This window comes from Chryseobacterium lactis, assembly GCF_003815875.1.
Taxonomy (GTDB): Bacteria; Bacteroidota; Bacteroidia; order Flavobacteriales; family Weeksellaceae; genus Chryseobacterium; species Chryseobacterium lactis.
Map to the genome: position 1 here is coordinate 1,634,321 of NZ_CP033924.1, position 25,862 is coordinate 1,660,182.

Below are 25,862 nucleotides of genomic sequence, written 5' to 3' on the forward strand. Positions count from 1 at the left end.
GTGAAGAGTAAAAGCCGCCAAGAGCGGCTTTTAATTATTATAAAATTACTCTCTGTTTTTTACAATCACCCATCCGGAGAATTTGAAAGGAGTATTCTTTTTATCATTCTCATTCCAGGTTAAGGAATACCAGTAAGTACCAGTAGGTATTTTTTTACCGGCAATTGTTCCGTCCCATTTATATCCGTTGGATTTATCTGCCTGGTGGATTTTAGCACCATATCTGTCAAAGATAGTTAAAACCAGGTTTTGTTTGTCTGCAATCGCAGAATAATCGATCACATCATTTACACCATCTCCGTTGGGAGTGATCAGATTAATCAGATTTGGAACCAATACTGAAATTTCAATAGGGTCGCAATCATATGAATCTTTTACATATAATTTATAGCTACCTCTTGCAAGATTACCGAATACGTTGGAGGTCTGCCAGTTAATATTGTCCATTGAATACTGGTAGTCAGGAGTTCCACCTATGACATTAACTGTCAATGTATTATTTGAAATATCAATACTCGTAACTACAGGTTGCTCAGATGGATATATTTTAACTGTTTGAGTCGTGATACATTCTCCGGTTTTCAATTTTACCCAGTATGTTCCTACTCCTACATTGGTGATCGATTGCGTCGTTGCGCCGGTACTCCATTCATAGCTCTTGAATCCCGGGCCGGCATCCAATGTTGTTTTATCTTCAATACAGATGATTTTATCTTTTAAAACCTCTGATTTTACAGGAGGCATTACCGTTAAGGTAATTTTAGCCACCGAATAACATCCTCTGTTGTCAGATACTCTCACATATACTACACCGTTTGGAGCAATATAATTGGATGCATTTAATATTTCATTAGTTCCGTCTACTGCATCCAGTAAAGAAGGGAAGAATCTTTTAGTGGTTGTTCCTGCCTGGTTGGTTACTGCTGCATTGTTTAGATTAAATAGACCTGTTGACGGGTTGGTTTCCAGGAAACAAGCTCTTAAAGCAGCATCATTTACTGGTACTAATGCATAGAACTTTAATGTAATTTCTGCTGTCGCAAAACATCCGTATTGATTGGTCGCTTTTACAAAAGCAGATCCTTCAGCAGAAACATACTGATAAGGATTAGTTATCTCATTGATACCGTTATTAAGATCATACATTGAAGGGTAGTACTTTAATACATGAGTTGGATCGGCACCTACAGTCGCTGTTGTTAAATCATACATCGCTGTTCCCGAATTGTTGTTGCTGCATGAGGTGAGCGTTGCCGGATTCAGGGTAAATGATTTATCCAAAAACTTAATATCTCCAAATTCTCTACATTGATTCAGGAAGCTGATAGGGCTGTTTGGATCTACATAGGTAATGGCATATTTATAACTGGTAGTCGTATTTACAGAAATCGGTGTGGTAATAGGGTCATAATCATTCATAGCATCTACGGCACTATGATAGTATTTGATCACAAAATTAGGGTTGTTATTTCTGATTAGGTTTGATAATGTAGAAAAATCAAAATTTACAGGGTTTCCGCAAATAGGAATCTCACCATTTTGAGTTGGGCCAGGCTGTATAAAAGGATTTGGCTGGTAAATCTGTGCAGTATTATGATCAAATGGTGTCAGCAAGGTAGCGGTTCCTCCAAATGTTAATTTAAATGGGGAAACCTCATCAGAATAGTTATTTAAAAGTAAATGATATACTTGTCCGGGAAGTACGTCGATATATTTTACAAAACCGTCACCACCACCATCTTCAGTAGTATCTGTAGAGGTCATATTAAGACCCGTAAGAGGAGGTGTGATTGATGAAAATAGTCCTGCATAAGAACATCTTAATGGGGTTTCTGTAATGTTGGCGCAGCTGTGATTTGGTCCATATAGAGCGAAGTCATAATCAATGGTAGGAGCGGTAGGGCCGGTTGGTGTCAGGAGAAATGTTAATGTTCCTGCGGTTTGTATGCTGAATGTAAGCCAGATGGAGTTACTTTCTTTGCTTAAGCAACCACTTCCTTCTGCTACTGTTCCAGTTCCGTTTGGTTTTAGTGAGATCTCAGAGTCACTGCAGATCGGGATGGCAGTGATGCAATCCTGCTGCGCAAAAACCATTTGGGTGATGAAAATTAGAAAAATCAGTAGATATTTTTTCATTTTGACTGGTTTAAAATTGAATCCTTAGTATAGTATTAATTAATTCGTATGAATAAGTTGTTTACCCCAGCCAGGTAAGGAATCCGAAGAAGTGAATTCTGTTGCTGCTTTTTGGTATTGGGTCTCTGCTTCAGATTTATTGCCGGACTTTTCAGCTAGTTTAGCTTTTAAAATAGCTAGTCTTGGATTACCGGAAGCAGTGGTTTCAGCCTTTGAAATGTATTCCGAAACAGATTGCAAGCCCTTTTCAGGATATCTATGAATGCCTGCCTGAATGCTTTGAAGGGTAATAAGTCCTAAAAGGATATTGATTTCTGCATTATCAGGTTGAGCGTGGGATGCTGCGAATGCAATTTTACTTGCAGTAGCATTCAACTCAGTAACCGGTGAAGTTGGTGATTTTTTGAATAAAAAGTCTGCTTTAAGATATAGTGAAGCAGCAGCGTAATAATAAGCCTGCCATTTTTCAGAAGTTTTAGTTTCTGTAAATTTCTTAAATAACTTGTCAAAGTCACCTTCTGTATTCGAAGTATTAAGCTGTAAAGCGCTTTGTTGTAGTGTTTTATCGGTAAAAGACTGAGCCTTTACCCCAAAACTTATTATGAAAAGGGTAAAAATTAGGAGAGTTTTATTCATAAGGGGATATTTTATATAGCAAATATAAAAAATTATTAACGTTAAATTAAAGATTTTGAGATATATTTAATGAAAACAAGCTATTGGTGTTTAATAATATATTTCACTATTTCGATTTGGTTTTTTATTTTTTAAATGAAATCAGAAAAGCTTTGCTAAAATCCTGTTATTTTGTTCCTAAATTAGTGATTGTCATAAATATGCTCGCTTAAAAAAAGAAACCCAGAATAGAGTGTTCTATTCTGAGTTTTTATCTCTTCATCTTGAAGATATTTTTATTATTCTTGCGAAATTAATACTGCATTTTTCTCAGTTTAGGATTGGTGCTTCCTACAAGTAAGGCAATCAAGACAGTCATTGTTCCTCCGAAGACAACAGATCGAACTACCCCTAATAATTTAGCCATTAATCCACTTTCGAATTGTCCCATTTCATTACTGGACATGATGAATATTGAGTTGACACTCAAAACGCGGCCCCGGATATGATCAGGCGTCTTTAGCTGTACGATGGTTCCTCTGATCACCACAGAAATACCATCAAGCATTCCGCTCATTACCAGAAACATGAAAGACAGCCAGTACAATTTGGAAAGTCCGAATCCAATAATGCACAGTCCGAATCCGGTAACCACAGCCAGAAGTATTTTTCCCTGGTTTTTACGCAAAGGAACAATTGATAAAATGGTAATGATACACATAGAGCCTATATCAGAAGCTGCATTCAGTAACCCAAAACCTTCTGCGCCGGAATTTAAAATATCTGTGGCAAATACAGGGATCAGGGCTACGGCACCTCCAAAAAGTACGGCAAACATATCTAAGCAAAGTGCTCCCAGAATTTCCTTAGTTCTGAAAATGTAAGAGATTCCCTCCCTCATGCTTTCAACGACATTTACAGTTTCTTTTTTATATTCAGAATATTGCTTATTGAGCTGCCAGAAAAATAATGAGGCAACGAATATCAGGGATAAAATAACAATGAGCGTCCATTTTACACCAAAGTATCCGATCAAAAGGCCTCCTGCAGCATGTCCGCACACGGAAGAGATCAAAAACGTTGCCTGATTCAGCGTAACCGCATTCGGTAAGTTTTCTTTTTTTACAATTCTTGGAATCATAGAAGGAACAATGGGACCGATAAAAGCTCTCGCAATTCCTGTGAAAAAAATGACACCATAGATAAAATAAGTAATCTGGTGACCTGTAAAGTGCATTTCAACATTTAAAAATGCCGGGATTAATAATAATCCGATTAAAAAGATATAAGCGTAATTGCAAATCAGCAGCAGCCGTTTTTTCTCATTCATATCAATCACATGTCCTGCATACAAAGCACAGCTTACCGCAGGAATTACCTCCGAAAGTCCGATAAGGCCAATAGAAAAAGGATCTTTTGTTAATTGATATACCCACCATCCTAATAAAGTGGCAAGCATTCTGAAAGCTAAAACGATAAAAAATCTTCCGGTCAGAAGATTCCTGAATTCAACATTTTGTAATGTTTTTAACGGGGTAAAGGAAATCATGAACAAAAATAGCCCTAAAAATTTATTTAAGGCTATTCATATGACAATTTTTAAAAGATAAATTAAATTTATCCTAAAAGATAAAATCTATTTTAGTCAGCTCTTGAAGAACTGATAATGATAGCAGCTACGCCGGCAGCTCCAATAATAGTAGCACCAGTTGCTATTCTTGCTTTTCTGCTGTCTTTTACAGCTGCAACATTTGATTTAGGGATGATTACTTCCGTACTGTCTTTTTTACCCGCTGTCCCTACAAGGTTGTCACCAACCATATTTCTAAAAAGTATTTTTTGTTTAGGAGAACCATCTCTCATTGTTACTTTATAGATTTTTCCTGCTTCCAGATTAGAGTAATTGTTCTTTGAAATATCATCGCTGTATTTTGTGGTGGCACAAGAAGTGATGACAAATAAAGACGTTAATAAAGACGATTTTAACAGTACAGATGCTTTCATTATTTTCGTTTAGTTTTTCAAATTTATAATTTTTTTCGAATATACGTTTTTGGAATTGAAAAAATATCTTTAAAGCTTGTAAATTTCTAACAGATCTGCAACATTTCTATCATTTGCCAATCTTGGCGTTTTGTTTTGTCCACCCAATTTGCCTTGCGATTTGGCATATTCATGGAAAGCATTCTTTTTAAGCTTTGTAATATGAAGTTTTTGCAAAATGTTTCCTGAGATAAGGTCGTCATAATAAGTATTTCGGGCTCTGAGTTGCTGATCCAGCTCATTTCTGAATAATGCCAACTCTTCAGGATCTTTTTCAAATTCAATCAGCCATTCATGATAAGGAAGTCCTTCCTCCGGATTGACCTGTGGCGCCAGGTGAAACTCTGCAATCTGTGCAGGATATTTTTCAAGAGTAGCCTTCATGGCCTCTTCAATTTCAAAAGCAATAACGTGTTCTCCAAAAGCAGAAGTAAAATGTTTCGTTCTTCCACTTACCAGGACTCTAAACGGAGCTTTATCAATAAATCTCACCACATCACCAATAGAATATGCCCATAAACCTGAGTTGGTAGTAAGGATAAGAGCGTAGTCTTTGTTAAGTTCAATATCTTTTAGCGTTAATCTTCTGGCATCCGGCTTCCCATACTCTTCTAAGGGAATGAATTCATAGAAAATTCCGTGGTTGGTTAATAATAAAAGCCCTTCTTTAGTATAGTCATCCTGAAAAGCAAAGAAGCCTTCAGAAGCAGGAAAAGTCTGAATGATATCTACGTTGCCTCCCAGTAAATCCTCCATCTTATCCCGGTAAGGTTCGTAATTAACCCCTCCGGTAACAATGAGCTGCAAATTGGGAAACAATTGTTTGATCTTTTTGCCATGTCTTTCACTTAGTTTTTCAAAATACATGATCAGCCATGGCGGTATCCCGGAAATCAGAGTCATGTTTTCATGCTCGGTTTCTTCAATGATTTTATCTACCTTGGCTTCCCAGTCTTCCATAACGTTGGTTTCCCAGCTTGGTAAACGGTTTTTTTGAAGATAATTGGGGATGTGGTGGGCTACAATACCCGATAACCTCCCTGTTTTTATTCCAAAAACTTCTTCAAGTTCAGGGCTTCCCTGTAGAAAGATCATTTTTCCATTAACAAAATCAGCATTGTTATTCTTGCTGATATAATGAAACAGCGCACTTTGTGCCCCGGCAATCTGAAAAGGCATTCCTTCCTTAGAAATCGGAATATATTTAGAGCCGGAAGTTGTTCCTGAAGTTTTGGCGAAATATTCAGGAGTATCTGTCCATAAAATATTGGCCTGGCCTTTTTTCACCCTTTCGATATAAGGCTTGAGGTCTTCATAATCAGCAACCGGAACTCTTTGCTGGAATTCTTTTACGGAGTGGATGTTTTCAAAATCGTGTTCCCGCCCAAAAAGTGTTTTTTGAGCAGTACTGACAAGAGACAATAATAAATCCTCCTGATTTTTCTCCGCATTTTTTTTGAATTCTTCCGCTTTTTGAACATGTTTTTTTGCCCAGATAAGCGCTGCATTTTTCTTGAAGAAGTTTAACATGGTTCAAATTTATAAATAAGTAGAGAATCTGTAACCATTTTTATAAAGACTGGCATAAAAAAAACCAATGAAACAAGTTCATTGGTTGTAAAGAATTTGATGTTGAAAACAACAAAAATATCAGTATTCCTATTTCATTGCAGCTTTCTTATCAGTCATTCCTTTTTTTTCTTTGGCAGGCTTAGCAGTTTTGGTATCTGCAGCTTTTGCTTCAGGAGCTTTTGTCATCTTTGTGGTTTTAGGTGTAGCCTGAGCTTTTGCGGCTGGAGTAGTTTGTTGAGCGATTGCAAATCCTAATCCTAATACTAGTGCCATTGCAGTTGTTAACTTTTTCATAGTGTGTAATTTATCTTTTAATGTTGATTAAAGGTATACAAAAAATGGATCGAAAAAATTATATTTCGAACCTTAACGCAAGTTTATCACAGCTTAAAAAAATATTAAAGAAAATTGGGCTGCCGGCAGTGTAGGAATAGCATAAAAAAAACCGATGAAGTAGTTCATCGGTCTCTCGAAATTTGATTATGAAAATAACAACTATATGTTAATGTTGTACTTATTTGTTTTCTTTGTATCTCTTGTCAGGAGTACCGTCTTTTTTTAAGTGTTGGTTAGTTTTATACCTTTTGTCAGGAGTACCATCCTTTTTCATTTTTACTGCAGGTTGAGCTGCTTTAGAAGTTGCAGGTTTTGCCGCTTTTACCTCCATTGGTTTTGCAGCTTTTACTTCTGCAGGCTTAGTAGCTTTTACAGTTTTTGGAGCTGGATGAGGGGCTGTGCTTGTAGCAGGAGCAGTCTGTTGTGCTGTTGCAAGTCCTAATCCTAAGATTAATGACATTGCAGATAATAATTTTTTCATAAGGAATACTGTTTGTTTTAGTTGAATAAAGATATACAAAAAGCAGGCTAGAAAAACGGGATTTTGAAACTTAACTAAAGTTTAGTACAGCTTAAAAAAAAATTAAAGCAATTTCATAATAATAAAGAAGCCTGTCTTCGAAAAAACAGGCTTTACAATATAATTTTAATTTAGATTCTATCGGGTACAGTTGGCTGTCCATGTTTTACCATCTTTAAAATATAAGATTTTTAATTGGCTGTTGTCAATTCTAATATAAGACGTTTCTGTTGATCCTATCATAACCAGAGTGTGATCTCCTTTTTGCTCAAATTGTACCCCGTTAAGATCCGGAATTCCGTTTGAAAATGCAAAATTATACTTTGTGCCGCTGGCAATCTTTGTTACAAATACACTTCCGTTATCGGTACTGGTATTGGTAGATCCTCCGTCGTTATAAGAAACACTTCCTTTATAAGTTCCTGCGAAGAAATCGTTGTTGGTAGGATCGTCATCTCTGCTGCACGAGGTGAAAGATGCTGCTGCAAAAATCAGCATAAAAAGGCTTAAGATTCTAATTGCTTTTTTCATAATACTATTTCTTTTTTGTTTGGTAGCGGAAAAAAGCCAAACATTATGCCATGGGAAAATATTAGAATTTTTTTAACAAGTTATTAGATAAATTAGTAAACAATTAAGATTTTTTAACCGTTAACTGTTTCATTTTAAATTTGAAACTCTTCCTGTTTTTTATCCAAAGAAAAAAATATCCGTACCTTTGTAAGGCATTAAACGGTTTCGGAAAACTCCCGAAATCGCTTTTGTCGTTTTATACCAATTACTATTTATGCAATTAAAATCCATTAACGAAAAGTTTCTTCCTGATTTGATGCAAAAAGAATTCGGGAAAGAAATCTTCAACCAGTTAGAAGATAACCAGCATATTACTGTGAAAGGAAGTGCAGGATCTTCAGTTTCTATTTTCGTGGCTGAGCTTTTTTTGGTTCAAAAGAAAAATATTCTTTATCTGGTAGATGATAAGGAAGATGCATTATATGCCAATACGGAGATGGAAGATTTGCTTGGGAAAGAAAAAGTTCTTTACTTTCCGGCAACACATCTTGAGCCTTATCAGGTTGAAAAAACACAAAATGCTAACCTGGTTCTGAGAACAGAGGTTTTAAATAAAATCAATGCTGGAAGATCTCCAAAAGTCATCATAGCGTATGCGGGTGCTTTATCTGAAAAAGTATTAAAGAAGGAAGATTTTAAAGCGATTTCTCATCATATTAAAGTAGGAGATCAGTTAGATTTTGATTTTATAGATGAATTGCTCAATCATTATCACTTTCAACAGTCGGATTTCGTGTCGGAACCCGGTGAGTTTTCTGTAAGAGGAGGAATTGTAGACGTATTTTCTTATTCATATGAGAAGCCATACCGAATTACTTTCTTTGGAAATGAGGTGGAAAGTATCAAAACATTTGATATAGAAACACAACTTTCCGTAGAGAAAGTAAAAGACTTCCAACTGGTCTCAAACATGAATTTTTCTGTAACGGGAAGTAGGGTGTCTTTGCTTCAGTTGCTGCCGAAAGAAAGCTATGTCATCTCCAGAAACGGAATGGTAGGCATGCAGAAGATCAAATCCTTCTATGAAAAGTCTCTTGAAAAATATGAGACCTTGAATAAAGACATTGCCCACAGAACTCCTCAGGAACTTTTTATTTCAGATCAGGAATTCTTATTTGATTTTAAAAAGTTTAAGACAGTTGATTTTGGAAATGCTGCGATCGAAGGATTAAAGGAAATTACCGAAATTAAAATGGAGCAGCTTCCACAGCCTTCTTTCCATAAAAACTTTGAGCTTCTGATTGAAGATATCGAGGAAAAGCAAAATGCAGGATTTGATACATGGATTTCTTTTTCCACCGAAAAACAAAAAGAAAGACTTGAATCTATTTTTGAAGAACTGGAACATGAGCTTCCTTTTAAAAGCTTTAAGTCAGAGCTTCATGAAGGTTTTGTCGATAATGGTCATAAAATATTAGTATATACTGATCATCAGATTTTTGACCGTTACCAACGATATAAGGCTAAAAATACTTTTGCGAAATCGGAGCAACTCACTCTGAAAGATTTAATGTCTTTAAAGATTGGAGATTATATTGCCCATATTGATCACGGGATCGGAAAGTTTATGGGCTTGGTTAAAGTAAATAATGATGGTAAAATTCAGGAATGCTTTAAACTGACTTATAAAAATGGAGATCTGTTATATGTAAGTATCCACTCACTGCATAAGATTTCAAAGTTTAATGGTCCTGACGGAAAGGAGATTGTCCTGAGTAAATTAGGATCTCCTACCTGGAAGTCTTTAAAACAAAAGACAAAGGCAAAAGTGAAACAGATTGCTTTTGATCTTATTCAATTATATGCTCAAAGAAAAACAGCAAAAGGATTTGCTTATACACCTGATTCTTATTTGCAAAATGAGTTGGAAGCGAGCTTTATCTACGAAGATACTCCCGATCAGGAAAAGGCAACCATTGATGTGAAGAAAGATATGGAGGCCGATACGGTGATGGATAGATTGGTTTGTGGAGATGTAGGTTTCGGTAAAACAGAGGTGGCAATCAGAGCCGCATTTAAAGCGGCGACGGATGGAAAACAGGTTGCGATACTGGTTCCCACTACAATCCTGGCATTTCAACATTACAGAAGTTTCAAAGAGAGATTGAAAGATTTTCCGGTTAATGTGTCTTATGTGAACCGATTCAGGACTGCTAAGCAAAAGTCAGAAACACTGGATGATCTGAAAAACGGGAAAGTTGATATTATTATTGGTACCCATCAATTGGTGAGCAGTTCGGTGAAGTTTAAAGATTTAGGATTGTTGATTATTGATGAAGAACATAAATTCGGAGTTTCGGTAAAAGATAAGCTTAAGACCCTGAAAAATAATGTGGATACTTTAACGCTTACTGCGACACCTATACCGAGGACTTTGCAGTTTTCTTTGATGGCTGCAAGAGATTTGTCCGTAATTAAAACGCCACCGCCAAACAGACAGCCGGTAGATACACAACTTATCGGATTCAATGAAGAAATTCTTCGTGATGCGGTTTCGTATGAACTTCAGAGAGACGGACAAGTCTATTTTATTAACAACAGAATTGAAAATCTGAAAGATATTGCAGGACTCATTCAGAGATTGGTTCCGGATGCGAGGGTTATCACCGGCCACGGCCAAATGGAAGGCAGGCAGCTTGAAAAGAATGTCCTCGATTTTATGGAAGGAAAATATGACGTCCTTGTTTCCACAACGATTGTAGAAAGTGGGGTGGATGTACCGAATGCTAATACCATTTTTATTAACGATGCCCAAAGATTCGGTATGGCAGATCTTCACCAGATGAGAGGAAGGGTTGGACGAAGTAACAGAAAGGCGTTCTGCTATCTGATTACTCCTCCTTATGATATGATGACTTCTGATGCGAGAAAGCGTCTGGAAGCGATTGAACAGTTTTCAGATTTGGGAAGCGGCTTCCAGATTGCAATGAAAGATCTTGAAATCCGTGGAGCCGGTGATTTGCTGGGAGCGGAGCAAAGTGGTTTTATTAATGAAATGGGATTTGAAACCTATCAGAAATTGATGCAGGAAGCACTTGAAGAACTGAAAGATGATGCTGATTTTGAAAACTTATTTGACAATGAAGAAGACCGTCAGAAGCTATTTAAATCTGTGAAAGATGTAAATATCGATACGGATTTAGAATTGATGTTACCGGATTCATATATCTCCAATACGGAGGAAAGATTGCTGTTGTATCAGAAAATTGCAGAGATTGATAATGAAAAAGACCTTCATCAGTTTGAACTTGAATTGATTGACCGTTTTGGAGCATTGCCGAAAGAAGCGATCAACCTTTTAAAAAGTGTTGCATTAAAATGGCTTGCTTCAGATATAGGTTTTGAAAAGATTGTGATGAAAAACGGAGTCTTTTTAGGCTACTTCCCAAGTAATCCGCAGGATAAGTTTTATCAGACGGACAGATTCAGGCACATCATTCATTATTTAACGAAGAATCCTGCCGAAGCTCAGCTTAAAGAGAAATCGGGTAAAGAAGGTAATCAATTGATGATGAGAAAGGAAAAGGTGAAGAATGTAGATGAGGTCAATGCGTTATTAAAGTCAATGATTTGAGTTATTTAAGGTGTTGGTTTATATATTAACACCTTGTTTTTGATTTCAAGTTTTTTACCATATTTTTTTGCAAATAATTGTTTAAGTTTTGTGACATCATTTCCTCCACTTGGAACTTTAGAAGAAACAATAAATCCGAAAATGAGATCTTTCTTTAACAAAAGTTGATCAGTTAAATGTTTTATTGTTTCTATAATTTGATTAAATGCTTTTTCAATATCACTTCCTTTAAGCTCAACAAAATAAAATTCAGTTTTTGATTCTTTACATTCGGAATCTCTAATAAATAAAAAGTCACATTTTTCTATTGACTTAGATGTGATTATGCAGTCATCAATTCTTGCTTTTAAGTAAACTTCTGTACACTCTATTTGATATTTTTTTCCTTTTTCGATTGCTGTTCGACTAAATTCGCTACATGAAGAATATGTGCCCTTAAATCTCTTAATTTTATCCTTCATATCTAATATCAATTAATTGGTCGGCTTGTTCTGATAGTATATCTGAAGCGCTATCAATAGCACTTATGTTTATGTTTTTAAGTTCATCGTCATTTAATGTGATTGATTTTCCATCCTTTATTTCATAAACAGATATTTGTTTATAATCGATCCATAGTCCCTCATTAATAATTTTATTGATTTCTTCTTTTCTTTTTGTGTTTTCATTATATGCATTTTTGGCTAGGATTAAATTATTAAATGCGGATAATATATATGGGCTATGTGTAGGAATTACTATTCTAGCTTTGCTTTTATTGAAAAGGTTAACAATATATTCAATTAATTCCTTTTGTCTTACGGGAAATAAACTTATTTCTGGTTCTTCAATTACAATGCATTTAATGAAAGTTTCTTTATTAGATTGAATTAAAATGTAATTTAATACTAATAATAAAGGTAAGACCGATTGGATTCCACTTGAAGCTTGATTCAAATCAATTTTTTTATTATTATGAACAATATGTTCATTTTCATCATTATAATGGTAGTCAAAACTTAGACTATCATATTTAAGAGATTTTATTGCTTCTTTAGCTTTGTCATAAATAGCTGCGAAATCTTTATAGCTTTGAGATATATTTATATTATTAGCCCAGAGCCCAGCTAATGAATTCCCAGCCATTGAAAATGTTATTCTTTCTGTAGGTATATAGAGAGGAAGATTATAATGCACAAGACTTTGTAGATCTATAAAAGTTTCTTTTAATTCTTCGAATGATAATTTTAAATCAGATATTTGTTTTGATAAATCACTATCATTTATAACTATAGAGTCTTTAAGTAAATTATTATACTTCTGTTGAAGATTATGCAATTTTTTCTCATTAAGTTGTAGTCCTTTGAAATTATTGTTTTTTATTTTATTATCATTTATTTCTATATAATCATCACCAATAGAATATTTTATATAACTCTCTTTTTTTAGATAGGAAATGTTAAATTTTTTTAAATGTTCTTTAAAATTACTAATAGTTTTAATTCCTTTGAACGCTACTTCATTAAATATTACTGATAATTTAGCAATTACACTTTTTCCTGTTGATGTATCACCAATAAGAATAACATATTTATTTAGTTCAATTTCAATGTCAGCTATAGGGCCAAAATTTTTTATAATTAGTTTTTCCATTTTAATTTTATACTGATACAAATATATTAAGTCCTGTCATTATTTTTGGTTTTTAATTTAATAAAATTAGAACAATCAATTGATGATGAGAAAGGAAAAGGTGAAGAATGTAGATGAGGTCAATGCATTATTAAAGGCCATAATTGCCCACGATTAAAATATCATTTTAATATCCTTTAAATTTTTTCGTAAAATTCAAAAAACATATAAAAACTTAAGTTTTTATATGTTTTTTTGTGATTGTTGTCATTTTTCACCTGAAAAATATTCATTACAAAGAGAATTAATAGGCTTTTAACACCCTTAAAATCACCTTTTAATGATTAAAAATAATAGGCAATCGCCTGTACAGAAAGGGTTTGAAGTGTCTTGTTATTTCAAATCGAGATGAAAAGTAGAGTTATGTAGTAATAATTCTACTTTTTTGTGTGATTAATTCTATGTCGTAATACGTTTATTTCTATGGGTTTAGAATAAATAACTGGAATTTTTTCGATTTTGAATTTGTACATTTGCAGTCCTTATTATGAAAAAAATTATATACTGCACGGCTGGATTTCTTTCGTTCTTTGCCAACGCACAAGTGGGCATCGGGACTCCAAAACCAAAATCAACTCTCGATGTAAATGGAAAGACGACTTTAAGAAAAGAACTTAGAGTAGGCGGGACCTCAACTCAGGCTGGAAATGCCGGTTTGAACGGTCAGGTTTTAGTTTCCCAGGGAGAAGGCAAATCTCCTGTTTGGAAATCATTGAATGTTTCCTTTATGGAAGAGGGGCAATACAAATTGATCAATTCGTATTTGTCATCGGATCAGACTGGTATTATAACACTTTCTAACGGTGTTGCAGGTGATAATGTCTACAAAAACAGTGTTGGAGATGATATTACGGATGGCGCCAAAGGTAAGTGGGTGAAAATTGCTGGTCTTGAAAATAATTTCACTATTAAAAACGGAAAAAACAGGCTTACTTATCAGTTCCAGACCGGAATTGAAATGAAAGCACCGGTATCTACTACTTCAGAAAATGTAAGATTTGCATGTGGAGTTTTCAGAAACGGGAAGCTGGTAGCCGTACGTCCGGACAGAGTCGCTTCCAATAACAATTCTGAAAAGGAAGGTCTCATGGATTATATTTTTACACTCAATTATACAGAACTTAATGTTCCGGTCGGAATACAAAAACTTGAAATTGCATGTAGAAAAATTACTACCTCAAATTCAAATTCGCAGTTTTCCATAGGACGTGATGTTCAAAGTTCTAATGGTGCCGCCAATGCATTTACATTGGAATCTACCATGAAGATCGATGTTATTGAATATGTAACTTATAAATCCAACTAATCAAGTGATGAAAAATATATTATCGGCCTTACTTCTTGCTTCAGGATTAATGCTGTCGGCACAAGTGGGTATTAATACTGATTCTCCGAAAGCAAAACTAGATGTAAACGGGGACATGAACATGAGAGATAAGATTGCTGTACTGGATGCTACAGATAACAGCCTTTCTCAAGGAAATAATGACCAGCTTCTGGTCTCTCAGGGTGTAGGATATGCTCCTATCTGGAAAACACTTCGTATTCCTGAATATGAACCCAATAAATTTTATCTGATATTCAACAATTCCTTCTCAGACAAGGCAGGAGTAGAATTCGTGACTTCGGAACAACCGAATATGACGACTTCTAAAGCGGCAACTTTCACTAAGGGAGCTGATATCACCAGTCTTAAAGGATTCAAAAAAATCGATGGTTTGTCACAGACGATTAGTGTGTTCAGTACTGAGAGTAAAGCTTATTTCCAGTTTGAAACTGTAGTACAGGCAAATTTCGGAGCTAATGGAAATCCGGATACTTCAATAGATTATGCTTGTGGTATTTTTGTAGATAACAAGCTGATCAATATGAGACAGAGGAATTTAAGGGCAATTAATTCCCAATATCCTTTCTTGACGCACAATCAAATCGGGATTGTACAAAATCTTTCCAAAGGAAACCATACCGTAAGCGTAGCATGCTCGAGACTTGCTTCATACGGGGATACCAGTAAAAAATTAGCTATCGGAAAGAATACAAGTACCAATATTAATGACTTTGTTGCCCAGTCGTCTTTAAAAGTAGATGTATATGAGGTTCCACAAGTATTTAACCCGATCATAAATTAAAAACCAATTATGAAAAAAATATTTTTTGCCCAATTTTTATTGATTATCGGATTAATGAACGCGCAAGTGGGGATTAATACACCTAATCCTGTTAATACATTGGATGTAAACGGAGATTTAAACGTAAGAAAAGAGATCAGAACAGCAGGTACTGACTTATTGAGAGGATCTGCAGGAAATGCCGGAGATATTTTCCATAATAACTCTGCAATGCCGGCAAACGATTGGAAAAGTATTAAAATTGCTGACGGACAAGGAAGTATGTCTTTGTTCTCTATTAATACAGTTGCCGATCAAACAGGAGTTTCATTTGCTTCAAGTGGTAATCCTGTACCATACAACGAAAATGATGACCTGACGGGTAACTGGACAGTATTGCCGCAAGCCGTTGATACATTTTCGGTTACAAATGCAACAAATAAGGTGACTTTTTCTTTCCAAACTACTGCTCAAAAGGTAAATAATGGTGCCGCATCTGCCAGTTTTGCTTGTGGTGTTTTTGTTGATAATAAACTTAAAGCCGTGAGAACAGATGTATTGCTGGGGGATAGCGGAGCTTATAAGATTTTTAACCTTAATGCAACCCTTGAGAATATTACTCCAAAAAACAAATATTCAGTGAAAGTAGCCTGTATCAACAGGACCTTAAATAGTACTACACTTGGGATAGGAAGAGCTGTTGATACTACATTCCTTAATGGTGATATGTCACAGTCTGTTCTTACCACATCAGTATTGCAGCCGTATTAATTTCATAATAAAGCAATAATTATAAATCTAAAAACGTTATGTTTTTAGATTTTTTTGTTTATTAAGTCTGTTTGTTGTGAATTTGTAGGTATAAATTAAGCTCTATTATCGAAAATTGAATTATATTTGAGCAAGCTAAAAAAATTCTTTATGGTAAAAAACTATTTTCTTAAAATGTTTGCCGGTATTGCTTTTCTTGGATTGCTGGCTTCATGCAATACCACCGCAGATCCTATTGAATCGGTTCCCAATCCTGATGGTGGGCCTCCTCCACAAAAAGTCCTTACCAAAGTTTCTGTAAATAATGTTTCTCAGGAAGAATATTTCACAACTGCTGATGTTTTAGATCAGGCAGTCTTCAAAGATAATAGTCTTAATGCCGGTAATGCGAATTATACAGCAACACTGACTTACATTAATACAACGACCAATCCCAAAATTAAAAAAGAGATTTCAAAAGTAAAATTTGTAAGTTCTGCATCCAGCAGCTTAAAGTATGATTTTGATATTACTCCTGATGGGAATGGGAAGATTTATAATGCAACATTAATTGCTACAGGAGCAACGCCGGGAGTATCTTATTTAAGTGACTATACCTTTACTTATGAAGCAACAACAGGAAAGCTGAGTAAGATTCTTGAAAAAAGAAAGGAAGGTGGAATAAGCGCATACAATAAGTTTATAGAATATGCTTTTACGTATACAGGAGAAAATATTATTCAGGCTGTCTGTTCAAAAGGAATATTGGATATCAACGGAAATCCTAATATGACTACAGCAACGAAATCGAAATATAGTTTTCAAAACTACGATAGCCAGAAAAGCCCGTTTTCAACGCTTCCAAAAACTTATTTTCTGATGCTAAGTCTTATAGATCCCATCAATTTTTATAAGGCATGTCCTAATAACCCTACCTCAATGTTTATTGAGATTCCAACGAAACCTTCTGTCAATACAGCACAAAGTTATTCGTATGATAATCAGGGGTATCCTGCCGTTGAAAAAAATCAAAATGTGAGCTTTACTTATAAAACGTTATAGGTAAACGATAATTATTAATCTATTGAATATCAATAATCATATAATTTTTATGCAAAAAAAAATTATATTTGTGAAAAAATAATCAAATACCAGGAAATGAAACAAATTTTCTATTTTATTTTACTAATAGCAGGCTTTTCCTCAATACATTCCTGCAAGAGTTTACTAGATGAAGAGGGGAATCCTTTATTGGATCTTAATAACACAGGAGGTCTTTCCGGTCCCAGAGCATTATACAGAGAAGTTACAGATAAAGATACAATTGCAGAGTACTACTACAGCGGATTACTTGTTAATAAAGTAATTACAGATAGTGCTTCCATCACTGATATTATGTACAGTGGCGATAAAATCAGCCAAATTAATTTTAATGGCTTTTTGGATCTGGACGGAAACGGAAAGCTTGATAAAGACAGTGTGTCTTACACTCAGTTATTTACCTACGCAAACAACAGCAAAATTCAGCTGATTTCTGAGAACCGTTCTATTTTCAGAAGACCGCCGCCAGTACCACCGGCAACAGCTCCTGGGCCACAAACATTATTAAGAAAGGAGAAAACACTTTATAATGTATATTACAATACCGGCAGCGGAAAACTGGACTCTATCGTTATGAAAAACGGGCCGGATGCTGCAGGAACAAATTTTGCTTTTACGGCGTACTCAAGAACAAGATATACTTATGTAGGAGATAATGTATCCAAAGTGGTAAGACTTTACGGGCCTTTAGCTATCGGAGGTGGCTATGGACCTGTAACAGCAAAGTATAGCTACGAGTATTATGCGTACGATGACCAAATCAGTCCGTTCACATTATTACCTCATGCTTACAAACTTTCAAGACTTTTATCTACCACAATCAATGATAAAGAAAGTCTTATTCTTTCTCCAAACAATCCTAAGAGATGGTCGGTAACAGATCTTTCACCGCCTATCCCGAGCCCGATTGTAAAGAGTACAAATTATGTGTATGATCCACAAACTTACATGACAAAAGGATATGGTGTAAATTATATTTACAAACCACAATAAGATCCTTTTTTAAGAATAATAAAACTCAATCTCCAAAGATTGAGTTTTTTATTTTTTATCCCTTAATTTTGCAAAAAATTTCTGATGAAATATTTAATAGTTGGGCTTGGAAACAAAGGCTCAGAATATGAAAATACACGACATAATATAGGCTTTAAAGTAGCCGAAAAAATAGCCGAATCACTTGATGTATCATTCAATACTGCCAACTTTGGCTGGATGGCAGAAGGAAAATATAAAGGAAGAAAAGTTTTTGTCCTTAAACCGGATACGTACATGAATCTTTCCGGAAATGCGGTGAGATACTGGATGCAGAAAGAAAATATTCCGTTGGAAAATGTTTTGATTGTAACTGATGACCTTGCTCTTCCGTTCGGAACTTTAAGAATGAAGGGAAAAGGTTCTGATGCAGGTCACAACGGACTTAAAAATATTAATGAGGTTTTACAAACTCAAAACTACGCCAGACTACGTTTCGGAATTTCTGCTGATTTTTCTGCAGGACGTCAGATAGATTATGTGCTGGGAACATGGAATGAAGAAGAAACAGAAAAGCTATCTGAAAGAATTGAAACTTTTTCAAAAGCAAGTCTTTCTTTTGTGTTTGCAGGAATCAATAATACCATGTCTGCATTTAACGGGAAGTAGAAAGAAGACAAACGTCCACAACGCTTTTGTAAGAAATAAAGGCCATCGGATTTCCGATGGCCTTCTGTTGTGCTTTAAAAATTAACTTCCAATCAATTTTTGTTTGAGCAATGCTCTATCTTTTATATAATTTTTTTGTAACTAGCTGTAAAATGAGAATCTAAAGAATGTTATAACCAGGTTACAGCTCCGGTTTCAACATCATAATTAGCCCCAACAATCTTAATTTTACCTTGTTCTTCAAGATTTTTAAGTGTTGAACTTTGGTTACGGATGTCCTGAATTGCTGTTTTTACGTTTTGCTGATTCAGTCTTTCCAAAAGTGAACTGTTTTTTGATGAACGTTCTTCATTTTCTTCAATCACTTCATCAATGATCGGGTTAAAATGATTGATCAGGTGGTTAAGATTATCCATTCCCATTCCTTCGATTTGTGCTGCATCAAGTCCTCCCTTCAAAGCTCCGCATTTAGTATGACCTAAAACGACGATAAGTTTTGAACCTGCAACATTACAACCGAATTCCATTGACCCCAGGATGTCCTGATTAACGAAGTTCCCGGCAATTCTGATACTGAAAACATCTCCAAGTCCCTGGTCAAAAATCAGTTCTGCAGAAGTACGGCTGTCGATGCAACTCAAAACCACAGCAAATGGCCATTGTCCTTCACGAGTAGCATTTACCTGCTCCAAAAGGTCTCTGTTTGCTTTAAGGTTGTTGACAAACCTCTGGTTTCCTTCCTTTAAAAACTCTAATGCTTTTTCAGGAGTGATCGTCGACTGAGTTTCGTATGTATGTGCTTTCATATAATTTAATTGTTTTTCGAATTTAAAGTTAAAAAATAGTTTGATAATAAATGAGCTTACATAGCTCTTTTGTGAGTAATTAAAATGTGAGAATCCTGGCTTCTTTCATAATCTCTGTATGAAGTTTTGAACCCAAGAAGTTCCACGGTGATATCCTCTTCTTTTGCGCGAATATTGGCAAAGTCCTGTATCATCTCCAGAACATCTGTTGCAATATATGATGTGTCTCTTGCATCAATAGTCACTGTAGAATTGGATTTAATATTTTTAAGAGTTTTTTTGATCGCTGCCTTATTTAAGAATGAAACTTCTTCAGCCAGTTTGATCTTGATTCCGTCTGCGTCATCCAGTTTTTCTCTGCTTAAATAATACGCTCTTTTCATATTACCCTGAAGAATATAGAAAACAGAAATCGCAAGACCGATTCCGACCCCTTTTAACAAATCTGTTGCTACAACAGCTACCACAGTCGCTACAAATGGAACAAACTGGAATTTTCCAAGATGCCAGAAATGCTTGAATGTAGCCGGTTTGGCAAGTTTATATCCTACCAGAATCAGCACGGCAGCAAGGGTTGCAAGAGGAATTAGGTTAAGAAGAAAAGGAATGGTAAGCACACAAACCAGTAACAATACACCATGAATCATCGCTGAAACTTTGGATGTTGCCCCGGCATTGGCGTTAGCAGAACTTCTTACTACTACAGAAGTCATTGGAAGTCCTCCGATAAATGAGCTGATCAGGTTTCCGATTCCCTGAGCTTTAAGTTCAAGGTTAGTATCCGTAATTCTTCTTTGTGTATCTAATCTGTCTGATGCTTCGATACACAGTAAGGTTTCAATAGAAGCTACAATGGCAATCGTTGCTCCCACGATCCATACTTTAGGATTGGTGAATCCTCCGAAGTCAGGCATCGTAATAAGATTTTTAAAATCATCCAGTGATTGTGGAACCGGTAACGATACCAAATGTTCTTTACTGATGGCAAGAGAACTTCCTGATAGTTTGAAAAGTTCATTGATCAATATCCCTGAAACTACTGCAACCAAAGCTCCGGGAAGCATTTTCATCCTCTTTAAGGCAGGCATTTTATCCCACAAAACAAGGATTGAAATGGATATCACGGTAATAATAATAGCTCCGGCATGAATATCCTGGATCAGTTCGCTGAAATAATTGAAGTTGATTCCATTATCAAAAAGACTTTCATGGCCTTCGTGGTCTTTATCATACCCGAGAGCATGAGGAATCTGTTTTAAAATAATAATAATACCTATGGCAGCAAGCATTCCTTCAATGACATTGTTGGGAAAGTAATTGGAAATACTTCCGGCTCTTACAAACCCTAATATCAATTGAATAAGTCCTGCGATAATCCCGGCACAAAGGAAAAGTTCAAATGCACCAAGATCCGTGATTGCCGTTAAGACTATAGCTGTCAGGCCGGCAGCAGGGCCGGAAACTGAAATATTTGAATTACTAATCGTTCCTACGACCAGACCTCCAACAATACCCGCAATAACTCCGGATAATGGGGGTGCACCGGAAGCCAAAGCGATTCCTAAGCACAGCGGAAGTGCTACTAAGAATACAACGAGCCCGGAAGGGAAATTCTCCTTGATTCCTCCTAATAATGATGTTTTTTTCATGATGTTTTGAAAAATAGTATAACCGATCGATTTATTCCTAAATAATCAATTATAAAAGATTGGAAAGTTAATTGTAAAGCACATACAGGATATCCATAGCCGGAATGGCATGAATAACTATAAAAAAAATCTAATTATACTTTAAAATTAAGCTTCCGGAGGCGGAGAAAATATGGTAAGTAGGGGTGATAGATGAAAGGCATCATCTACCAGAACAAAAGACGCTCCCTGAAGATCAGGTTCCGAAAACTTTAGATAATCGAAGACATCCAAAGGTTTCGGAAGAGTCTTTTCGTAAACAATAAGTGAGGATGGGTGAGAATGTGGTTCTTCTTCGTTTACTATTATATTCGTTCTCAGAATATCCCAGCCTGCAACCGCAGCAATGCTTGGCAGCGCTGTAAAATTCAGAAAAAACGTTAATACAATAATACTCCAGAATTTCATTTTACATTCTTTTTAGAAAAACTATTTTGTCTTTCTGCTCATTACCCAATCAGAACTTGTAAGGTTATAAATTTTCTGGATGTCTTTTAAGGTTTTCTCAAAATCAATTTCCAGATCGATAATCTTACCTGTTCTAAGGTCAAATACCCAGCCGTGTACAATAGGTTGCTCTTCTAAGATATATCTTTCCTGTACACAAGCCATTTTAATTACGTTGATGCACTGCTCCTGAACATTAAGTTCTACAAGTCTGTCATAACGTTTGTCCTCATCTTCAATAGAATCAAGTTCAGCCTGGTGCAATCTGTAAACATCACGAATGTTTCTCAGCCATGGATTCAATAATCCTAAATCCTGAGGAGTCATCGCTGCTTTTACACCACCGCAGTTGTAATGTCCGCATACGATAATGTGCTTTACCTTCAGATGTTCTACGGCGTATTGAATGACAGCTGTGGAACTCATGTCTAAAGTATTGACAACATTAGCGATGTTTCTGTGAACAAAAACCTCTCCCGGTTTTGCACCCATTAATTCTTCCGCTGTCGCTCTGCTATCTGAACATCCGATATATAAATAGTCAGGATGCTGAGTTTTTGCCAGCTCATGGAAGAATTCAGGATCTTCTGAAACTTTAGATTCTACCCATTTTCTATTGTTTTCAAAAATAACTTCGTACGATTGTGACATAATTTTAAATTTTTTAAGGTCTATAATTATTTGTTTCGTTTAAATTATTTTCAAAATCAATAGATTAAATCAATAATTGTGCAAAAATATACTTTTTGCCGAAGAATTAATCACCTTTAACAAAGTTTAATATTAAAATATGCTTAAAATCATATCTAATATGCCGGTATACTTTGCCTTAGCGAAAATCTTTACCGTTCAATAATCCAAACGTTTAAAAAAACTAAGATAAAAATACAAAGTAAAAATTAGAATTTATCATTTGAAAATTAAAATATTCTTAATTTTTAAAATAAAAAACAGCCTTTAAGAAAGCAGCCAGTTTTTAAAATATCAAACTTTATTGTTGATGTAGCCTTTTGTAGCGTCCTCAGCCGCATAAATCTTTCCGGGGTTTCCCATAACAACTGAATCTCCGGGAACGTCAAAATTCACATAAGCATTGGGCGCAATCAGTACGTTGTTTCCAATATTGACATTTCCTACAATGACAGCGTTCGGGCCAATCCAGACTTCATCACCAATGACAGGGAAGCCTTCGTTTTTTCCGCGGTTCTGCTGGCCTATCGTTACTCCTTGAGCAATATTGCAGTTTTTCCCGATTTTGGCTTTGGGATTGATGACCAATGCTCCCCAGTGTCCAAGATAAAAGCCTTCTCCGATCTCGGTTTCAGGGTAAATCTGAAAGCCATATTTAATCTGATGATGTCTTAAAACAAATCTCCAAAACAGACCTGGAATAGATTTTTTCCTGTATTGCTGAGCTTTTCTGAGAAGATAAATATAATGAAGATTGGGATTGATACACTTCGTCCAAATCTCAAATGTAGAAAGCCACTGGCCGCTTTCCCGGTAAAAATCTTTCTGTATTGATGTATAATCTGGCATAACAGAGTTTTTTATAATTCATCAATGATTTCCTGAAGCTTTGCTACTGATTTCTGAAGCACAAAAGGAAGATCCGTATTCGCTATTTCTTTTTCATATTGTAAGGGAAGTTCTTTATCTGTAAGGAATTTTTTCATTCCTTCATAAATTCCATCCTCCGAATTAGGAGTGATCAATCCTAGTTTCCCGTCCTGTAGAAGATCTTTAATTCCGGAAACATCGGTGGAAACAACCGGCTTATTCAGGATAAGTGCTTCTGCAATAATGGTAGGGAAACCTTCGTGTCTTGACGACATCACATAAAAATCCGATTTTTTCAGATAAGGGTAAGGATTGCTCCTGAATCCTAACATTTTTACTGTTTCCTGTAATTTAAGATCATTAAGTTTGGATTGAATATTTTCAAGATCAAAGCCATCACCGATAATAATGATCTGATGTTTCAGGCCTTCATCTATTAGTTTTTTATGGACATCGAGAAGTCTGTCGTACCCTTTTTGAGGATATACCGTGCCTATTGTAATAAAGGTAGGCAGGTCATTTGAAAAAGGAAAGTCATCAACCGGAACGTTGGCCTTCTTAAGAGTGTCCTCTTTATCTATAGGATTGAATATTTTAACAACCGCTTGTTTTTCCTTTTCATTTTTTGCCAGCTTCTGCATTTCTTCCTTCAGTTTGTTTGAAATAACAAGAATTCTGTCAAAATTGAACATTTGTCTGATGATATCCGGAGTATATTCTTTCAGATTAAAAATATCATTCTGAATCCAGATGATCTTTTTTGAATCTTTCTGCGGACTGGATAAAAGTTCTTTATACATCCCGTGGATGGCCGCAATTTCTACGTCATACTTCTTGTTTTTTAAAACAAAGGTATAGAGCAAAGACGGAAACCACAGAAACATTTTCTGATAAAGCACTCTGAAAGCTTTTACGGGAATCTCGTGAGGCTTATTGGTGGTAATCATTTCACCTTTCACAAGATAGTAGAGATTAACCCATGACGGTACTTCTTTGATATACATTCCTGTATAAAGATTAATAAGTAAATCAATTTCGTATTTGTCTTCGGGTAAGTTTTTTAGAAAATTAATCAAAACTTTTTCAGCTCCTCCGTGTCGCAGGGAGCCGATTCTGATGAGGATTTTCTTTTTTTCAGTCATTTATTTTTTTACAGGTTTATAGGTAAAAGGAAGATTTTGCTTAATGTAAGCTTCAAGTTTTGCTCTTTCAGGTTCAAGCTCCCTTGGATACATGGTGTTGTTTCTTAAGGCTTTATCTCCGTATTCCTCAATTGTACAGATGAATTTTGCCGGAATACCTGCATACACTGTGCCATCAGGCATGGAAGACGTCAGAATAGAACCTGCTCCCAGAACGCAGTTGTTACCGACTTCTACCCCGAGCATAATGATGGTATCTGCACCAATAAAGCATTGTTTCCCAATTTTTATTCGTCCAAAAGCTCGTACATCCTTATATTTTTCAAAAAAATGAAGGGCATTATATCCTCCGTCATGATTAATAAATCTTACGTTGTTGGATAGAGTGGTTTCATCTCCTATTTCAATGAGAAAAGGTTCTGTGCCCAATTCCGGAACTTCTACAAAGCGAACATTTTTTCCTACCTTTAACCCTTTAGCAATACAAATTTTGAGGTAAATTTGCTTAATGAGATATTGGTAGGTGGTATGAATTTTTAATATGATACGATATAAGAATATCATTATTCTAAATTTGTTTCTTCTACAAAGAAAAGAATTTATATGATAAAAGTTTCTAAAATAGAATATTATTTGCCCGAATCTGTTCTGACCAATACGGATTTAGAAAAAGAGTTTCCGGAGTGGAGTTCTGAGAGAATAAAAGAAAAAATAGGAATTACCCAACGCCATATCTCTTCAGAAAATGAAACAGTATTGGACCTTGCGATAAAATCTTCCGAGAAGCTTTTTGAAAATTACGAGAGGAATAATATTGATTTTATTTTATTCTGTACCCAAAGTCCGGATTATTTTCTTCCCACTACAGCATGTATTCTTCAGGATAAACTGGGGCTAAGGAAGAATATAGGAGCCATGGATTTCAATCTGGGATGTTCCGGATTCGTTTATGGCCTGGCATTTGCCAAAGGTTTGGTAGCTGCAGGAATTGCCCAGAGCATTTTGCTGGTGACTTCAGAAACCTATACCAAACATATTAATCCGAAAGATAAAGGAAACCGCAGTATTTTCGGGGATGCATCAGCTTCTGCAATTATTGAAAAAGTTGAAAATGCGGGAGATTATAAGTTTTGTTTGGGAACTGACGGGAGTGGAGCTGAAAATCTTATTGTGAAAAAAGGAGCTTTCAGAACTGATTTTGAATTGAATCCGGAAAATGAGTTTAACCCGGAAAACCTGTATATGAACGGTCCTGAAATTTTTAATTTCACGATTGAAAATATACCGGGACTGGTCAAAGAAACAATGGAAGTGAACGGGCTGACCATGGAAGATATAGATTATTTTGTTTTTCATCAGGCCAATTCGTTTATGCTGAATTATTTAAGAAAAAAGATAAGGATACCGGCTGAAAAATTCTATATTGATATGGAAAAGACCGGGAACACTGTTTCAGCAACAATTCCGATTGCATTGAAAAATATGATGGATAAAGGATTGCTGAAAGAAGGAAATAAAATTTTGCTGGCAGGTTTTGGAGTAGGATATTCCTGGGGCGCAACAATACTGGAAATTTAAT

25 protein-coding genes are annotated in these 25,862 nt (G+C 35.5%); 8 read left to right on the top strand and 17 right to left on the bottom strand.

The window, feature by feature from the left end:
- Positions 1 to 45: 45 nt before the first annotated feature.
- The 8 genes from EG342_RS07010 to EG342_RS07045 form a co-directional block, all read right to left on the bottom strand.
- Positions 46 to 2,136, bottom strand: a complete 2,091-nt coding sequence (locus EG342_RS07010) for a T9SS type B sorting domain-containing protein (protein ID WP_103289031.1) — start codon at positions 2,134 to 2,136, stop codon at positions 46 to 48.
- A gap of 39 nt (positions 2,137 to 2,175) precedes the next feature.
- The gene (locus EG342_RS07015; RefSeq protein ID WP_103289032.1) at positions 2,176 to 2,772 is read right to left on the bottom strand and encodes a hypothetical protein; all 597 of its coding nucleotides are present in this window, start codon (positions 2,770 to 2,772) and stop codon (positions 2,176 to 2,178) included.
- 292 nt (positions 2,773 to 3,064) lie between these two features.
- Positions 3,065 to 4,300 carry an MFS transporter gene (locus EG342_RS07020; protein WP_103289033.1) on the bottom strand — a complete coding sequence of 412 codons (1,236 nt, stop codon included), beginning with the start codon at positions 4,298 to 4,300 and terminating at the stop codon, positions 3,065 to 3,067.
- Between the two features lie 92 nt (positions 4,301 to 4,392).
- A complete protein-coding gene (locus tag EG342_RS07025) occupies positions 4,393 to 4,755 on the bottom strand; it encodes a hypothetical protein (protein WP_103289034.1) in 363 nt (120 codons plus the stop codon).
- A gap of 69 nt (positions 4,756 to 4,824) precedes the next feature.
- A complete protein-coding gene (locus EG342_RS07030) occupies positions 4,825 to 6,324 on the bottom strand; it encodes a GH3 auxin-responsive promoter family protein (RefSeq protein ID WP_103289035.1) in 1,500 nt (499 codons plus the stop codon).
- A gap of 129 nt (positions 6,325 to 6,453) precedes the next feature.
- Positions 6,454 to 6,660: a hypothetical protein gene (locus EG342_RS07035; RefSeq protein WP_103289036.1), complete on the bottom strand. Its 207-nt coding sequence runs from the start codon at positions 6,658 to 6,660 to the stop codon at positions 6,454 to 6,456.
- 220 nt (positions 6,661 to 6,880) lie between these two features.
- Positions 6,881 to 7,183: a hypothetical protein gene (locus EG342_RS07040; protein ID WP_103289037.1), complete on the bottom strand. Its 303-nt coding sequence runs from the start codon at positions 7,181 to 7,183 to the stop codon at positions 6,881 to 6,883.
- Between the two features lie 177 nt (positions 7,184 to 7,360).
- Positions 7,361 to 7,753 (bottom strand): hypothetical protein, encoded by a 393-nt coding sequence (locus tag EG342_RS07045; RefSeq protein ID WP_103289038.1) that lies wholly within the window; start codon positions 7,751 to 7,753, stop codon positions 7,361 to 7,363.
- Between the two features lie 256 nt (positions 7,754 to 8,009).
- Between EG342_RS07045 and mfd the strand changes: the two genes are divergently transcribed.
- On the top strand, positions 8,010 to 11,369 hold the full coding sequence (gene mfd / locus EG342_RS07050) for a transcription-repair coupling factor (protein WP_103289039.1): 3,360 nt from the start codon (positions 8,010 to 8,012) through the stop codon (positions 11,367 to 11,369).
- Between the two features lie 5 nt (positions 11,370 to 11,374).
- Here the strand turns inward: mfd and EG342_RS07055 are convergent, their stop codons facing one another.
- Both EG342_RS07055 and EG342_RS07060 read right to left on the bottom strand, forming a co-directional pair.
- Positions 11,375 to 11,830 carry a hypothetical protein gene (locus tag EG342_RS07055; RefSeq protein ID WP_103289040.1) on the bottom strand — a complete coding sequence of 152 codons (456 nt, stop codon included), beginning with the start codon at positions 11,828 to 11,830 and terminating at the stop codon, positions 11,375 to 11,377.
- Positions 11,820 to 13,001: an AAA family ATPase gene (locus EG342_RS07060; protein ID WP_103289041.1), complete on the bottom strand. Its 1,182-nt coding sequence runs from the start codon at positions 12,999 to 13,001 to the stop codon at positions 11,820 to 11,822. Before EG342_RS07060 ends, EG342_RS07055 begins: the two co-directional genes overlap by 11 nt.
- A 526-nt stretch (positions 13,002 to 13,527) precedes the next feature.
- Here EG342_RS07060 and EG342_RS07065 point away from each other — a divergent pair.
- The 6 genes from EG342_RS07065 to pth all read left to right on the top strand — a co-directional run bounded on the left by EG342_RS07065 (position 13,528) and on the right by pth (position 18,640).
- Positions 13,528 to 14,346: a hypothetical protein gene (locus EG342_RS07065; protein WP_103289042.1), complete on the top strand. Its 819-nt coding sequence runs from the start codon at positions 13,528 to 13,530 to the stop codon at positions 14,344 to 14,346.
- A gap of 7 nt (positions 14,347 to 14,353) precedes the next feature.
- Positions 14,354 to 15,169: a hypothetical protein gene (locus EG342_RS07070; protein WP_103289043.1), complete on the top strand. Its 816-nt coding sequence runs from the start codon at positions 14,354 to 14,356 to the stop codon at positions 15,167 to 15,169.
- Between the two features lie 9 nt (positions 15,170 to 15,178).
- Positions 15,179 to 15,919: a hypothetical protein gene (locus EG342_RS07075; RefSeq protein WP_103289044.1), complete on the top strand. Its 741-nt coding sequence runs from the start codon at positions 15,179 to 15,181 to the stop codon at positions 15,917 to 15,919.
- A gap of 150 nt (positions 15,920 to 16,069) precedes the next feature.
- Positions 16,070 to 16,960, top strand: a complete 891-nt coding sequence (locus EG342_RS07080) for a hypothetical protein (RefSeq protein ID WP_103289045.1) — start codon at positions 16,070 to 16,072, stop codon at positions 16,958 to 16,960.
- A gap of 96 nt (positions 16,961 to 17,056) precedes the next feature.
- Complete coding sequence (locus EG342_RS07085) at positions 17,057 to 17,992, top strand: hypothetical protein (protein WP_103289046.1); 936 nt, start codon at positions 17,057 to 17,059, stop codon at positions 17,990 to 17,992.
- A gap of 84 nt (positions 17,993 to 18,076) precedes the next feature.
- Positions 18,077 to 18,640, top strand: coding sequence for an aminoacyl-tRNA hydrolase (gene pth / locus EG342_RS07090; RefSeq protein WP_103289047.1), 564 nt, complete (start codon positions 18,077 to 18,079; stop codon positions 18,638 to 18,640).
- A 170-nt stretch (positions 18,641 to 18,810) separates the two neighbouring features.
- Here the strand turns inward: pth and EG342_RS07095 are convergent, their stop codons facing one another.
- The 7 genes from EG342_RS07095 to EG342_RS07125 form a co-directional block, all read right to left on the bottom strand.
- Entirely contained in the window at positions 18,811 to 19,446 is a 636-nt protein-coding gene (locus EG342_RS07095; RefSeq protein ID WP_103289048.1) for a carbonic anhydrase, read from the bottom strand.
- A 56-nt stretch (positions 19,447 to 19,502) separates the two neighbouring features.
- Positions 19,503 to 21,095: a SulP family inorganic anion transporter gene (locus tag EG342_RS07100; RefSeq protein ID WP_103289049.1), complete on the bottom strand. Its 1,593-nt coding sequence runs from the start codon at positions 21,093 to 21,095 to the stop codon at positions 19,503 to 19,505.
- 147 nt (positions 21,096 to 21,242) lie between these two features.
- Positions 21,243 to 21,542, bottom strand: coding sequence for a hypothetical protein (locus EG342_RS07105; protein ID WP_103289050.1), 300 nt, complete (start codon positions 21,540 to 21,542; stop codon positions 21,243 to 21,245).
- Between the two features lie 21 nt (positions 21,543 to 21,563).
- Positions 21,564 to 22,232: a carbonic anhydrase gene (locus tag EG342_RS07110; RefSeq protein WP_103289051.1), complete on the bottom strand. Its 669-nt coding sequence runs from the start codon at positions 22,230 to 22,232 to the stop codon at positions 21,564 to 21,566.
- Between the two features lie 333 nt (positions 22,233 to 22,565).
- Positions 22,566 to 23,120: a serine O-acetyltransferase gene (locus EG342_RS07115; protein ID WP_103289052.1), complete on the bottom strand. Its 555-nt coding sequence runs from the start codon at positions 23,118 to 23,120 to the stop codon at positions 22,566 to 22,568.
- An 11-nt stretch (positions 23,121 to 23,131) separates the two neighbouring features.
- Positions 23,132 to 24,283 carry a glycosyltransferase gene (locus tag EG342_RS07120; protein WP_103289053.1) on the bottom strand — a complete coding sequence of 384 codons (1,152 nt, stop codon included), beginning with the start codon at positions 24,281 to 24,283 and terminating at the stop codon, positions 23,132 to 23,134.
- On the bottom strand, positions 24,284 to 24,847 hold the full coding sequence (locus EG342_RS07125; RefSeq protein WP_103289054.1) for an acyltransferase: 564 nt from the start codon (positions 24,845 to 24,847) through the stop codon (positions 24,284 to 24,286).
- Between the two features lie 39 nt (positions 24,848 to 24,886).
- On the opposite strand from EG342_RS07125, the gene EG342_RS07130 reads away from it, so the two are divergent.
- Positions 24,887 to 25,861: a 3-oxoacyl-ACP synthase III family protein gene (locus EG342_RS07130; protein WP_103289055.1), complete on the top strand. Its 975-nt coding sequence runs from the start codon at positions 24,887 to 24,889 to the stop codon at positions 25,859 to 25,861.
- Position 25,862: the final 1 nt, after the last annotated feature.

Coding starts and splice junctions, on each gene's coding strand:
- EG342_RS07010 (WP_103289031.1), bottom strand. CDS start 2,136: ATGAAAAAATATCTACTGATTTTTCTAATTTTCATCACCCAAATGGTT.
- EG342_RS07015 (WP_103289032.1), bottom strand. CDS start 2,772: ATGAATAAAACTCTCCTAATTTTTACCCTTTTCATAATAAGTTTTGGG.
- EG342_RS07020 (WP_103289033.1), bottom strand. CDS start 4,300: ATGATTTCCTTTACCCCGTTAAAAACATTACAAAATGTTGAATTCAGG.
- EG342_RS07025 (WP_103289034.1), bottom strand. CDS start 4,755: ATGAAAGCATCTGTACTGTTAAAATCGTCTTTATTAACGTCTTTATTT.
- EG342_RS07030 (WP_103289035.1), bottom strand. CDS start 6,324: ATGTTAAACTTCTTCAAGAAAAATGCAGCGCTTATCTGGGCAAAAAAA.
- EG342_RS07035 (WP_103289036.1), bottom strand. CDS start 6,660: ATGAAAAAGTTAACAACTGCAATGGCACTAGTATTAGGATTAGGATTT.
- EG342_RS07040 (WP_103289037.1), bottom strand. CDS start 7,183: ATGAAAAAATTATTATCTGCAATGTCATTAATCTTAGGATTAGGACTT.
- EG342_RS07045 (WP_103289038.1), bottom strand. CDS start 7,753: ATGAAAAAAGCAATTAGAATCTTAAGCCTTTTTATGCTGATTTTTGCA.
- mfd (WP_103289039.1), top strand. CDS start 8,010: ATGCAATTAAAATCCATTAACGAAAAGTTTCTTCCTGATTTGATGCAA.
- EG342_RS07055 (WP_103289040.1), bottom strand. CDS start 11,830: ATGAAGGATAAAATTAAGAGATTTAAGGGCACATATTCTTCATGTAGC.
- EG342_RS07060 (WP_103289041.1), bottom strand. CDS start 13,001: ATGGAAAAACTAATTATAAAAAATTTTGGCCCTATAGCTGACATTGAA.
- EG342_RS07065 (WP_103289042.1), top strand. CDS start 13,528: ATGAAAAAAATTATATACTGCACGGCTGGATTTCTTTCGTTCTTTGCC.
- EG342_RS07070 (WP_103289043.1), top strand. CDS start 14,354: ATGAAAAATATATTATCGGCCTTACTTCTTGCTTCAGGATTAATGCTG.
- EG342_RS07075 (WP_103289044.1), top strand. CDS start 15,179: ATGAAAAAAATATTTTTTGCCCAATTTTTATTGATTATCGGATTAATG.
- EG342_RS07080 (WP_103289045.1), top strand. CDS start 16,070: ATGGTAAAAAACTATTTTCTTAAAATGTTTGCCGGTATTGCTTTTCTT.
- EG342_RS07085 (WP_103289046.1), top strand. CDS start 17,057: ATGAAACAAATTTTCTATTTTATTTTACTAATAGCAGGCTTTTCCTCA.
- pth (WP_103289047.1), top strand. CDS start 18,077: ATGAAATATTTAATAGTTGGGCTTGGAAACAAAGGCTCAGAATATGAA.
- EG342_RS07095 (WP_103289048.1), bottom strand. CDS start 19,446: ATGAAAGCACATACATACGAAACTCAGTCGACGATCACTCCTGAAAAA.
- EG342_RS07100 (WP_103289049.1), bottom strand. CDS start 21,095: ATGAAAAAAACATCATTATTAGGAGGAATCAAGGAGAATTTCCCTTCC.
- EG342_RS07105 (WP_103289050.1), bottom strand. CDS start 21,542: ATGAAATTCTGGAGTATTATTGTATTAACGTTTTTTCTGAATTTTACA.
- EG342_RS07110 (WP_103289051.1), bottom strand. CDS start 22,232: ATGTCACAATCGTACGAAGTTATTTTTGAAAACAATAGAAAATGGGTA.
- EG342_RS07115 (WP_103289052.1), bottom strand. CDS start 23,120: ATGCCAGATTATACATCAATACAGAAAGATTTTTACCGGGAAAGCGGC.
- EG342_RS07120 (WP_103289053.1), bottom strand. CDS start 24,283: ATGACTGAAAAAAAGAAAATCCTCATCAGAATCGGCTCCCTGCGACAC.
- EG342_RS07125 (WP_103289054.1), bottom strand. CDS start 24,847: ATGATATTCTTATATCGTATCATATTAAAAATTCATACCACCTACCAA.
- EG342_RS07130 (WP_103289055.1), top strand. CDS start 24,887: ATGATAAAAGTTTCTAAAATAGAATATTATTTGCCCGAATCTGTTCTG.